The 12,970-nt window shown below is 50.4% G+C and carries 11 protein-coding genes and 2 tRNA genes; 11 read left to right on the plus strand and 2 right to left on the minus strand.

Annotated features, from left to right (window positions below):
• Positions 1-295 precede the first annotated feature (295 nt).
• Complete coding sequence (locus P1P89_19445; GenBank protein MDF1593689.1) at positions 296-1,528, plus strand: DEAD/DEAH box helicase; 1,233 nt, start codon at positions 296-298, stop codon at positions 1,526-1,528.
• A 96-nt stretch (positions 1,529-1,624) separates the two neighbouring features.
• Here the strand turns inward: P1P89_19445 and P1P89_19450 are convergent.
• Positions 1,625-1,717, minus strand: a tRNA-Ser gene (locus P1P89_19450).
• Positions 1,718-1,785: 68 nt separating this feature from the next.
• A tRNA-Ser gene (locus tag P1P89_19455) sits at positions 1,786-1,873 on the minus strand.
• Between the two features lie 241 nt (positions 1,874-2,114).
• Between P1P89_19455 and P1P89_19460 the strand changes: the two genes are divergently transcribed.
• From P1P89_19460 to P1P89_19505, 10 genes are all read left to right on the plus strand, one after another.
• A complete protein-coding gene (locus P1P89_19460) occupies positions 2,115-2,591 on the plus strand; it encodes a hypothetical protein (protein ID MDF1593690.1) in 477 nt (158 codons plus the stop codon).
• A 265-nt stretch (positions 2,592-2,856) separates the two neighbouring features.
• Entirely contained in the window at positions 2,857-4,086 is a 1,230-nt protein-coding gene (locus P1P89_19465) for a molybdopterin molybdotransferase MoeA (protein MDF1593691.1), read from the plus strand.
• A 71-nt stretch (positions 4,087-4,157) separates the two neighbouring features.
• Positions 4,158-6,098, plus strand: coding sequence for a molybdopterin biosynthesis protein (locus P1P89_19470; GenBank protein ID MDF1593692.1), 1,941 nt, complete (start codon positions 4,158-4,160; stop codon positions 6,096-6,098).
• Between the two features lie 870 nt (positions 6,099-6,968).
• Positions 6,969-8,288: a KamA family radical SAM protein gene (locus tag P1P89_19475; protein ID MDF1593693.1), complete on the plus strand. Its 1,320-nt coding sequence runs from the start codon at positions 6,969-6,971 to the stop codon at positions 8,286-8,288.
• Positions 8,289-8,301: 13 nt separating this feature from the next.
• Positions 8,302-9,294, plus strand: coding sequence for an ATP-grasp domain-containing protein (locus P1P89_19480; GenBank protein MDF1593694.1), 993 nt, complete (start codon positions 8,302-8,304; stop codon positions 9,292-9,294).
• Between the two features lie 14 nt (positions 9,295-9,308).
• On the plus strand, positions 9,309-10,328 hold the full coding sequence (locus P1P89_19485; GenBank protein ID MDF1593695.1) for an ATP-grasp domain-containing protein: 1,020 nt from the start codon (positions 9,309-9,311) through the stop codon (positions 10,326-10,328).
• Positions 10,309-10,782 (plus strand): GNAT family N-acetyltransferase, encoded by a 474-nt coding sequence (locus tag P1P89_19490; GenBank protein ID MDF1593696.1) that lies wholly within the window; start codon positions 10,309-10,311, stop codon positions 10,780-10,782. The genes P1P89_19485 and P1P89_19490 overlap by 20 nt, the downstream gene beginning before the upstream one ends.
• Positions 10,783-10,819: 37 nt before the next feature.
• Positions 10,820-11,041 (plus strand): zinc-ribbon domain containing protein, encoded by a 222-nt coding sequence (locus P1P89_19495; GenBank protein MDF1593697.1) that lies wholly within the window; start codon positions 10,820-10,822, stop codon positions 11,039-11,041.
• Between the two features lie 205 nt (positions 11,042-11,246).
• Entirely contained in the window at positions 11,247-12,638 is a 1,392-nt protein-coding gene (locus P1P89_19500; GenBank protein MDF1593698.1) for a tripartite tricarboxylate transporter permease, read from the plus strand.
• Positions 12,635-12,940 carry a hypothetical protein gene (locus tag P1P89_19505; protein MDF1593699.1) on the plus strand — a complete coding sequence of 102 codons (306 nt, stop codon included), beginning with the start codon at positions 12,635-12,637 and terminating at the stop codon, positions 12,938-12,940. The genes P1P89_19500 and P1P89_19505 overlap by 4 nt, the downstream gene beginning before the upstream one ends.
• Positions 12,941-12,970: the final 30 nt, after the last annotated feature.

Here is a 12,970-nt window from a genome sequence, read left to right on the forward strand (position 1 = left end):
CCTGTGTCGCGCCAAATGATTATTGGAGGTAACCCTCTACATATAGTGGGCGGTTGAGTTAACTGCATACCCAGTTTGATAAATAACCTGGATCTGCTTCTACACACAGGTCTTTTTTGAATATCACCGCTTATATGCAAACAAAGAACAGGTTTCACAATTAAGCTTGACAGCCGTTCCGACAACCTGTAGAGTCGGGCCAAATTATGGTGTTCCTGGTTGTTGATCAAAAATTACGTAAGCCCCGGAATAACTCCGGGGCTTTTTTTATGGAAACACAGAAAGAAGGTATTATTTGAAGTTTGAAACATTTAATTTTCACCCTGCTGTTACGGCAGGCGTTTTAGAAGCCGGCTACAGCGCTCCGACCCCGATTCAGGACAAAGCGATTCCGCCGATTCTGAAGGGTTGCGATGTGATGGGACTGGCCCAAACCGGAACCGGCAAAACAGCTGCTTTCGTCCTGCCGATCCTGAATCGATTGATGGGCGGTCACAACGGCAGCGTCCGTTCCCTGATAATGGCCCCCACCCGCGAATTGGCTGAACAGATCCACCAGGCGATCGAAACCCTGGGGTGCAAGACCCGCCTTAAAAGCGCCACTGTTTACGGTGGTGTGGCAATTAACCCACAGATTCAGAAGTTGAAGCGTGCCGATATAATTGTTGCCTGCCCCGGCAGGCTTCTGGACCATATCGGCCGTCATACCGTCGATCTCTCCCGACTGGAAGTGCTGGTAATAGATGAAGCTGACCAGATGTTCGATATGGGGTTTCTCCCTGATATCAGAAGAATTTTGACCCATCTTCCGAAACAGCGCCAGACGCTGCTTTTCTCGGCTACCATGCCCGCCGAAATACGACATCTGGCCAAGGACATCCTGCGAAATCCAGTCACCGTCCAGATCGGAATTGCCGCGCCGGCAGACACTGTCAGCCATGCGCTCTATCCGGTAGCCCAGCATTTGAAAACGGCGCTGTTGCTGAATCTGTTGGAAAGTACGCCTACCGGATCGGTTCTGATCTTTACGCGCACCAAACACCGCGCCAAGAGTCTGGGGAAAAAGCTGGCTGTCGCCGGCTACAGATCGGCCTCGCTGCAGGGGAACCTTTCCCAGGGAAAACGCCAGGCTGCATTGGATGGCTTTCGGGACGGAACGTTTCAGATTCTGGTGGCCACCGATATTGCCGCGCGGGGTATTGACGTGACCCGGGTTTCGCATGTCATCAATTACGATATCCCTTCAACTCCGGATGCATACATTCACCGCATCGGCCGGACCGGGCGGGCGACTTGCAGCGGTGAAGCTTTCACGCTGATTACCGGGGACGACAGAGATATGGTACGCGCCATCAATCGAATCATCGGTTCAGAAGTCGAACAACGGACCTTGTCAAACTTTGACTACAACGTCCCGGCTTCCGTTCGTGAGGACAGTCAACAGCGCCATCGGAAGCCCCAGCGCAAATTTTTTGAGAGAAATAAAGGTCGAAACAATAAGGCGCCACGCATGGATTATCGCATGTAACAGGCTCCGGAGAAATCAAATCTTTACCCCCATATTGACCCGCCCGCAAAAAAATAAGGCCGATGAAGTCACTTCATCGGCCTTAACTTATTGAAATGGCGGAGAGAATGGGATTCGAACCCATGGTGGAGGTTTCCCCCCACACTCGCTTAGCAGGCGAGCGCCTTCAGCCTACTCGGCCATCTCTCCAGGATTTTTACACATAAAAATACTTGTGGCTATTGGCTACCCGTAAAATTCAATTTTATTGAATTTTCTGGCGGAGGGAGTAGGATTCGAACCCACGGAGCTTTGACACTCAACGGTTTTCAAGACCGCCGCCTTAAACCACTCGGCCATCCCTCCAAAGATTAAGGCCGTTCTTTAACATCTTAAAATTGGCAGGTCAATATTTTTATGCCGCTCCAACGGTTCTCTCTATCGGCAAAAGCGTCGGGAAAAGAAAAATATGATGACCGGAATAAAAAAAATTATTTTGGTTATTGACAGGATGCGAATTTTATGGTTTCCCAAGAAAAATTTCAAGTGAATATTGACCTGGCAACCAACGACCAGCGAACATTTTTGTCATTATTGGAGATTTAGCATGAAGCATAAGTATCTGATTGAAAGAAATACGGAGCAGAAACAGATAACCATTAAGGAGTATGCCGAACTGGACAAGGAAATCCTATCCTTTCTTTGTCAGGAGACATATTCTGAAGAAAAAATTACTGCCGCCATAACCAAAGGCAAAGAGGCGCTCATTGCCGCTCTGCGGACCCCGAATATGTACCCCTCCGGTTTGTTCGCAAATAAAATTGCCGATGCCGTGTTGACGATATACGGCCCTGAACCCAGCCCGTCCAGTGAAGTCGTTTTAGACGATGTCGATTTCATCATCAAACAACGCGTCAAACGCAAGATCGTGGAAGACATCGAGGATGACGCAACCGGGATCGAGGAAGTGTTGGATGACGATATAGAAGATGATTTCGATGATAAGCCGGCTCTCAAAAAAAACAATACTTCGTTCAAAATTGTGGATGATGAGTATGAAGATTTTGATGATGACGAAAAATAATCTCTTTTTTCCTCGCAAGAACCAACTGATGACGGTCTGATTCAAATTCTTAATGAAAAAAATACTGCAATCTTTACCACTGCCTGCGGCGTGGCTGTCTATCGCCGGGCTGAAAACAGCGATATTTTTTGCCTGAATCTTGCGGATAAAATCCTACAATACGTACAAATCTCAGGTTTTAATCTTTCAACCCGATCCAATCCGTGTTAAAATTCTCCCGAACTTCTAATATCATCTGAATTTTAAGGCTGCGGAAAATATTATAATGAGAGATTTTTTTAAAGTAACCGATTTAGACAAGGTTCTGGATTATCGGTCTGAGTTCCGGCATGTGGGAACCGAAGAAATTTCGCTGATTGACGCCAACGGCCGGGTGCTGGCTGTCGATGCCTTTTCCGATGTCGACCTGCCTGATTTTACCCGCTCCACTATGGACGGTTTTGCCGTAAAGGCTTCCTCAACATTCGGCGCCACCGAAGGCAATCCGGCCTATCTGTCCGTAACAGGCTCAATTGCCATGGGGGAAACCCCGTCTTTTGTCATCGGCCCCGGAGAGGCCGCCCGGATATCAACCGGCGGGATGCTGCCGGCCGGCGCAGACAGCGTTGTAATGATTGAATATGTGAACGCCATCGACGACCAGACAATCGAAGCTTACCGCAGTGTTGCCCCCGGTCAGCATGTTGTTGAGATCGCTGAAGACTTTAAAAAAGATGAAAAAATTCTAACCAGGGGCCGGAAACTCAGACCCCAGGAAGTGGGATTGCTGGCGGCTTTCGGACGAGAATCGATCGTTGTGTTTAAAAAACCGCAGGTGGCTATCATATCCACCGGAGATGAAATTGTTCCGGTGGATCAAAAACCCGAGCGGGGACAAATTCGAGATATCAATACCTATACCCTTTCCTGCCAGGTTCACGATGCCGGTGCCGTTCCTGTCCCTTTCGGAATCGTTTGCGATAACGCCGATGATCTCTACAAAGCATGCGCTCAGGCCCTTGACCAAACGGACATGGTCCTGATTTCAGGCGGCAGCTCTGTAGGCGTTCGTGATTTTAGTCTCGATGTGCTGTCGGCCTTGCCGGATCCCCGGATATTGGTACACGGCATTTCCATCAGCCCCGGGAAACCGACGATCTTGGCCCGATCCGGCCCCAAAGCGCTGTGGGGTTTACCGGGACACGTGGTATCCGCCATGATTGTTTTCGCCGTTGTTGTGAGGCCGTTTATTGAGCATATCGGCGGCCTTGCAGACGAGGGCCGGTTGCGCCCCCCCCTCCGTGCCCGTCTCAGCCGTAACGTTTCGTCCGCTCAGGGACGCGTTGATTTTATCCGGGTAAAATTAGCTTATAAAGCGGGCATCCTGTGGGCGACCCCCATCCTGGGAAAATCCGGATTGATCAACACAATGGTAAAGGCTGATGGCCTGATTCAGGTCGGACGCGATACGGAGGGCCTGGATGAGGGTTCGGAAGTTGAAGTCCTGCAGCTATAATTACAACTGCCAATGATAACATTCAAGACCATCGATACAATCCATAACCGTATGCTTTGTTTGGAGAAGAAATGAAATCAAGCCGCAATGTGTACCTGAAAATGAAAACGCTCAATGAAGCCCGGGAAATTGTTTTAAAGCATTTTCAGCTGTCTGAGGTACTTTCCAGTGAATCTGTTTCAGTGCCGGATGCCGTGGGTAGGGTTCTGTCCGAACCGGTAACCGCCCGGCTCTCTTCTCCCGGTTTTCATTCTGCTGCTATGGACGGCATCGCCGTCAAGGCCGCATCAAGTTTCGGCGCCAGTGAAGCCAAACCCCGGCAGCTCAAAATTGGTACGGACGCATTTTATGTCAATACCGGTCATGTCATGCCTGAAAACACGGATGCCGTGATCATGATCGAACAGGTTCATGTGCTGGACCCTCAACAGGTCGAAATCGAAGCACCGGTTTTTCCCTGGCAGAATGTCCGCAAAATGGGTGAAGACATTGTGGCAACGGAACTGCTGTTCCCCCGGAATCACGTTATCACACCCTATTGTGTGGGGGCTTTGCTTTCAGGCGGTATCTTTTCAATTTCGGTTAAAGAGCGCCCCAAAATTTTTATCATACCAACGGGAACAGAACTGGTCGACTGGCGCCATACCGCCATAGAAGCGCTCCGACCCGGCCAGATACTGGAGACCAACGCTTATGTACTGGGAGCGCTGACGGAAGCGACCGGCGGCTGCTATACCCGCCACGACATGCTCGCCGATGATCAGGAAAAGATTAAACAGGCCGTTGCCGCCGCCATTGACGCTGATTTTCATATGGTCCTGATTATCGGCGGATCTTCCGCCGGCTCGGAAGATTATGCCAAAGATGTCATTTCCGACCTGGGCGACGTGCTGGTGCACGGTGTGACCATCATGCCGGGCAAACCGGTCATCATCGGCGATGTCCGCTCCAAACCGGCCATCGGCATCCCCGGCTATCCGGTTTCAGCGATTGTCGCCTTTGAACAGTTTGTCGAACCGCTCATCTGTCGGTTGCTGGGACAGCCGGATCGGGAGCGACCCACCGTTATGGTGGAGCCGACCAAAAAAATAGCGTCAAAGCTGGGGGTTGAGGAATTCCTGCGGGTAAAGCTGGGCGCTGTCGGCAGTAAAATCGTCGCAACCCCGCTGCCGCGCGGTGCGGGCTGCATCACCTCGATTACCGAGGCAGACGGCATCATCCGGATTCCCAACAATGTTGAAGGATTGAAAGAATTTAGACCGGTACCGGCCGAACTTCTGCGACCGCTTTCATCTGTTCAGAATACCATCGTCGTGGTGGGCAGCCATGATATGACCCTGGACATTCTGGCCGATCAAATCAAAGCCACCCATAGCCACTTGACCTTTTCATCCAGTCATGTGGGAAGTTTAGGCGGCCTGATGGCAATCAAAAAAGGGGTTTGCCATGTGGCCGGTTCTCACTTGCTGGATACCGAAAGCGGCACTTACAACATTTCATATATACACAAGTATATCTCCGATGACAGCCCCCCCGGCGGCGTCCGACTGGTCCAGCTCGTGTTTCGTGACCAGGGGCTCATCGTCGCACCGGGAAACCCCAGGAAAATAAAAGGGATCGAGGATCTTGTGCGGGATGACATTGTTTTTATCAACCGGCAGGCCGGCTCCGGCACCCGGATTTTACTTGATTACCGCCTGAAAGAACTTGGTCTTAATCCCGCTGAAATTAACGGATATGAAACCGATGAGTTTACCCACATGTCGGTTGCCGTTGCCGTTCTCAGCGGTTCCGTGGATGTCGGTCTCGGTATTTACGCTGCTGCCAAGGCACTTGGGCTGGATTTTATTCCCGTTGTCACCGAACGCTACGATCTGGTCATACCGCAAATGTTTTTGGAAACTGAAAATATTCAGATCCTGCTTGAAACCATCCATTCCCCCGGGTTCAAACAACGGGTTGAAGCCCTGGGGGGATACAGCACCCGACAGACCGGAGAAATCATTTTTTAAATTTTATTTGAACAATATCCCACGGGAGTGAAAGAATATTTGTAAAATCATATTTCCCTGAAATCCCCAACATATGGTATCTATTTTATTGACACAGGGAATATATTGTATTAAACCGTGACTAAATTGTTGTTCCTATTTGGCTGTGAATACTTAGATCGATATTCAGAAACTATCAAACAATTTTTTTCCTTAGAAAATTAAGGGGTGTGGCGTGAGACGTCAGGCCCGGCACGAAACCTTATCTTTTTCTTCTCAGCACTTCGACACATGGGGGACCCCGAAATCCTTGCTGAAACCCTGTTCTGTAACTGCATCGAAACAGAACGATCCCGTTCAAAAGTTTCGTCGGCATGTTTTTTTTGCATCCCAAAGTTGTGGAATCCTTCAATGGGATCAACTTGTTAAGCGTGGCGATGATTTCCTGGGCAAGGCCGATTTTGGAACCATGAGTTCCGACAGACCCGAAAATCGGAACCATAATTTCCGATTTTTATAATGGACGATTTTATGTCTAAATATACACCAGTTCCGCCTTTACGTCTATTCCCAATATTTCAGAATGATCTTTCGTCACAAAATCGGAATTTGAAATTCCGATTTGTAGGGCCCGTTGAATATAATAACTCAATAATATCAAATGGTTATGTTTGGCACGGATATTGCTGTTTAGTAAGCAACTAATTTTTACAACTGCGATGGGGTTGAAAACAAACCCGATCGTGGTTTAAACTCTTTAAATTATTATTAAAATATATTTGTCCGCAACAAGACGGACAGCAGTCGGACGGACCGGCTGAAACACGACTGAAATTATTAAAACTTGAGCGATTTATAGCGCTCGCTAATCACACAGGAGGTGTAACACCAATGGCAAAAGAAATGTTGCTGAACGATGAAAAGGAACCTCCGAGTACATTGCCTGGTTTAGGCGTCATTGCGCTTCAATCAGACGATGTCTCACCAGGTTATTCAACAGAAACGAAATTAAAAGTTGTTTGGGATTTAAATTCAAACAACCTTGGCAGTAACAAGTCCAGCGAAAAAACTCTGACATTTCGCAGACAGTTTTTTAAAGACGTCACCGAAACAGAGTGGAACAACTGGCACTGGCAACTTCGCCATCGGATTACAAGCTTAAGCCAACTGGAACGATTCCTTTCCCTTTCCAAGGATGAACGCGAAGCCGGTTTTCATCGTGATGCCATCTTTCCCGTTGCCATCACCCCCTATTACTTGAGTCTGCTGGAAAAAGACAACCCCGGCCAGGGCTTGCGACGCAGCGTCGTACCGGTGAAAAATGAGTATCTGCATGCCCCGCAAGAATCCGAAGACCCCCTGGGGGAAGAAAATGATTCCCCTGTACACGGACTGGTCCATCGATATCCGGACCGTGTTCTTTTTTTAGTCACGGATTTCTGCTCAACCTACTGTCGCTATTGCACCAGATCCCGCATGGTCGGCAAGCGCCTTACCCATCGCTTTAACCCATCCCGCTGGCAGGCGGGCCTGGACTATATCGAAGCGACGCCATCGGTTCGGGATGTTTTGCTGTCCGGCGGCGATCCGTTGACGCTTTCGGACGACCGGCTGGAATGGCTGCTTTCCCGCCTGCGCCGCATACCGCATGTAGAAATCATTCGTATTGGTACCAAAGCACCGGTCGTTCTGCCCCAGCGGATCACCAGCGGTTTGATCCGGATGCTCAAACGATATCATCCGTTATGGATGAGCATTCACTTTACCCATCCCGATGAACTGACGCCGGAGACCCAGTCGGCCTGTCAACGCTTGGCTGACGCGGGAATCCCCCTGGGAAGCCAAACGGTTCTGCTGGCAGGTGTAAATGACCGGGTGGAGACAATGAAAAGGCTCTATCACGGCCTGCTCAAAAATCGGGTGAAACCTTATTACCTGTATCAGTGCGATCCCATTATCGGGTCAGCTCATTTCAGAACGCCGGTATCAAAAGGGCTTGAAATCATCCAGGGATTAAGGGGCCATACCAGCGGTTACGCAGTCCCCACCTACGTCATTGACGGACCCGGGGGGGGCGGCAAGATTCCGTTGCTTCCCGAATATGTGGTCGGCCGGGAAGGCAACGATCTGCTGCTGCAAAACTATCAGGGTCGCATTTGCCGATACCCGGACGCCGCCCAAAATCCGCCAGATCCATCGTTGCTCTCATAAGGAAATGGAACGCATGAAAATTGGTATGACGTATGACCTGCGGGAAGATTACCTGGCGGAAGGGTTCAGTGAAGAGGAAACCGCCGAGTTCGATAAACCTGAAACCATAGCGGCCATCGACAGCGCACTGCAGGACCTGGGGCACCAAACAGACCGGATCGGCAATATGCGTTCTCTGACGGTTCGGCTGGCTGCGGGCGATCGCTGGGATATGGTGTTTAATATTGCCGAAGGACTAAAGGGCTTCGGGCGCGAAGCCCTGGTTCCGGCGCTGCTGGATGCTTATGGAATCCCCTATACTTTTTCCGACCCCATGGTTCTCTCCCTGACCCTGCATAAGGGCATGACCAAAAGGGTCGTTCGAGACATAGGGGTTCCCACCCCCGATTTTTTTGTATGGGACAAGGGTTCCACCCTTAACGGGCAAGAATTCACGTTTCCGCTGTTTGCCAAACCCGTCGCTGAAGGAACCGGCAAAGGCATCACTGCCAGATCGAAAATTACCAACAAGGAAGAACTGGCGAGCGTCTGCAACAGCCTGGTGGAAACTTTTAAACAGCCCGTCCTGGTTGAAGCGTTTCTGCCGGGAAGAGAATTTACGGTGGGGATCCTGGGCAGCGGCGCCGAAGCGGTTGCCATCGGTGTCCTGGAAGTCATTCTTAACAACAAGGCGGAAGCGGAAGTCTATTCCTATCACAACAAGGAGCACTTTAAAAAACTGGTTGACTATGTCCTGGTAGAGGATGCCCTGGCTGAAAAAGCCAAACAGGTCGCTTTGGATGCATGGCAGGGACTTGGCTGCCTGGACGGCGGCAGGATCGATTTGCGCGTGGATGATAAAGGAACCCCGAACTTTCTGGAGGTCAATCCCCTGGCAGGGCTTCATCCCCAGAACTCCGACCTTTGCATCCTTGCCAAAAAAGCTAAAATGACCTATACATCTCTTATCGGCGCTATCCTTTCATCTGCCATTAAACGCTATTTCCCCGTGCAAACAAAGGCGTAAAGCAGGCTGTGGTCATGTCTGAAAACATTATCGGCATTGTGTTTAACCTGCCGGCATCTGCCGGCACCCTTTTTTCTGAGTCCTCGCAAGACGTCCTGACCCAGGTTGAAGCCATCGAAGAATCCCTTGCCAGGCTAAACTATCCGTCGGTGCGAATTCCTTTTACCCGCGACATCGCCGCGTTTGTTCAGTCCGTAAAAGAGCATCAAATCAAAATGATATTTAACCTGTGTGAAACGGTGGATGAGGATGCAAACCTGTGCGGACATCCGGCGGCGGTTTTTGAACTTCTCGGCATTCCATTCACGGGGTCGCCTTCCACATCATTGATGCTGACAACCGACAAGCTCTTAACCAAACGGTTGCTGCGGGCCACCGGTATTTCAACACCGAACCATCTTGTTTACACCAATGCCGATTCACTCAATACGGCTGAATTAAAATTTCCGGTTATCATCAAACCGCAGTTTGAAGATGCCAGCGTCGGCATCACCCAGGAGTCTATCGTCACCGATAAGAAAATTCTCAAAAAAAGAACCGCGGATTTATACAGCCGCTTCGGGACCCTGCTGGTAGAGGAATATATCGCTGGTCGGGAATTTAATGTTTCCCTTTGGGGCCACCCGTCTGCCAGGCTCCTTCCCGTAGCGGAAATTGATTTCGTGGATTATCCTGACAGCACCTACCCGATCCTGGACTACAATGCCAAATGGGACAAATCTTCATTTGAATATCTTCACACGACCCGAAAATTTCCCGGGGATCTCTCTGTTTCCCTGCAACGCAAAATAGAAATGGCCGCCCATGTGTGCTTTCGCGTACTGATGCTGAGAGACTATGGCCGCATCGACATCCGGATGGGCGATCAGAAAAAATTCTATATCCTTGAAGTAAATGCCAATCCCTGCCTGAGCCCTGATGCCGGATTTGCCGCGGCGATTGAAAAGTCCGGCCTGAATTATGTCCAGATGGTAGAACGTTTTGTAGATTTTATGAAGAGAAGGTCCGCCCGCAATGTTGATACGGCCGCTTAATCCGAAGGACAGAAGTAAAATTCTCCCGATCCTTTGCCAGGGGGACACTTTCAACGAGGCCGAAGTCCAGGTGGCCATGGAACTCGTCGACGAAGTTCTGGACAATCCGTCAAACCGGGACTACCTTATCTATTCGGCTGTCTATCCCGCTGAAGCGTTTGCCGGCTATATCTGTTTCGGCCCCATCCCCATGACGGCCTACTGCTACGATCTTTATTGGATTGCGGTGGACAGTCAGCATTCAAAAAAAGGGGTTGGCAGCCGGCTGGTTGAATTTATGGAAGCAGCCATCCGGCGTAATAATGGAAAGCACATTTATGTGGATACATCTTCAACGCTTGCCTACGCACCGGCCAGGGCCTTTTACGAAAAACATGGCTACCGTCCCGTCTGCACGTTGAATGATTTTTTTAAAAATGGCGACCACAAGGTAATTTTTAGAAAAGAATTGTAACAACATAAGAAACCATCTCACCAACAGAAGTGGCAAAATGAAAGATCTCATTATTTCCTGTATCCAGTGCAATCGTTCCTTTGTTTTTGCTGTTAAAGATCAGGAACGCGCCCACGCCAGGGGATTCAGCAATCCCAAACGATGCCCGGAATGCCGTAACAAAAAAGAGCGAACGCTTGAACCAGAAACCGGCGGGCGGGATAAAAACAAGAAGAAGCCGCACCATCGCAAGTCTGAAAAGGACTTTAGAGAAGATTGACCCTTATACAGTCTTTACAACAGGCATGAGTGGCCATGATTCCAATTACCAACCATCCGCACGGGCACGCGTTGCCTCCCGGCAGTAATGGTTATTCCCTGCTGTGGTTCAAATTTGCCGGCGAAAGCTAGCCCCTCCGCCTTTCTCCAGTTCTATACGCATTTATCGCGCTTTCATCGTTTTTACTACCTAAGGAGGGCATCACATGTTCGAAGGAATGGTGGGCGGATTTAAACTCTTGCTGGACTGGCAGATCGTCTGGCTGATGATCTCTGCAACTTTTATCGGAAACTTTTTCGGCGCGGTCCCCGGGTTGGGCGGCAACCTGGCGCTGGCCCTGCTGATTCCATTTGTATTCGGGATGACACCCTTTGCAGGCCTTGCCTTCCTGCTGGCCATGCATTCGGTGGTGCACACCGGCGGCTCCATTCCGAGCATTCTTTTCGGCATTCCCGGAACCGGACCGACCGTTGCAACCATTATTGACGGCTTTCCCATGGCCCAGCAGGGCCGGGCCGGCGAAGCCATGGGCGCCCAGCTGGCGGCATCCGCGGTGGGCGGCGTTATCGGTGCGATAGTGCTGGCGATGCTGATTCCGGTGCTGCGGCCGATTACCCTGTCTTTTGGATCACCCGAAGTGTTCATGCTGATTGTTTTTGGCCTGACAACGATCGTGGTGGTCAGTCGCGAGTCCATGGCCAAGGGGTTTACCACCGCCCTGATGGGTCTGTTGCTGGGCATGGTCGGCCTGAGCCCCCATACCGGGGTGGGGCGTTTTACCTTTGATCAGCTCTGGTTATGGGACGGTCTGCACATCGTCACCATTGTGCTGGGACTTTTCGCTTTTACCGAAATGATGGAGCTGGGCGCCCGGGGCAGTACCGCCAAGATCTCACAAGTCGATGTAAAAATGAGCTGGAAGCAGCTGTGGGACGGCACCAAAGTCGTTTTTACAGAATGGTGGCTGACCCTGCGCACCTCGGTCATCGGTGTCATCGTCGGAATTATACCGGGCCTGGGCGGCGATGCCGCCACCTGGATTTGCTACGGCCACGCCGCCCAAACCTGTAAAAACAGTGAAAACTTCGGCAAAGGCGATGTCCGCGGGGTTATCGCCGTGGAAACCGCCAATAACGCCAAGGAGGGCGGCGCGCTGCTGCCGACCCTGGGCTTCGGTATTCCCGGCAGCAGCGGCATGGCGATTTTGCTGGGCGCGTTCCTTATTCTCGGCATTACCCCCGGTCCCAAAATGCTGGTGGATCACCTGGATCTGGTTTGGGGTATGGTATGGGTGTTGGTCATTGCCAATATTTTGGGAGCGGTGACCCTCTATCCCCTTTCCCGCTATATGGGCATATTGGCATATCTGCGCAGCAGCCTTTTGATACCGCCGATTATGTTTATGACCGCCATGGGCGCTTTTTTAATTCGAAACTTCTGGCAGGATGTTATTCTGGCGGTTTCCTTCGGGTTTTTAGGCTACGCCTTGAAACGGTGGAAATATCCCCGCGCGCCGCTGATTCTCGGTTTTATTTTAGGCCCCCTGGCGGAAGATTATTTTACAAGTCGATGTCGGCCTGGGGAATTGATTTTATGATGCGCCCGGTAACGGTGGTCCTGCTGATACTCTCGGCCCTGTCACTGGCGTATTCGGGCTGGCGGATCTACAACGAAAGAGGCCGGCAGAAACAGGATATTTCAAAAGTTAAAGCAGAAGTCTTTTTCGCGTTGTTTATTTTGATGATTTTTATTTTCGCTTTGTTTGCTGCCACCACTTGGCCAAAAAAATTATATCCGCTGCTGGTCACGGGTTTCGGCATCATTTTTTCCGGCTGGCGGCTCCTTGTCCTGCTAAGGGCTTACGCAAAAATTAATTCACATTTTCACTGGAGCAATTGAGTAGTTCCAGTTAGGCCGTTGTGTGTAATG

It is taken from the genome of Desulfobacterales bacterium (assembly GCA_029211065.1).
GTDB lineage: Bacteria > Desulfobacterota > Desulfobacteria > Desulfobacterales > JARGFK01 > JARGFK01.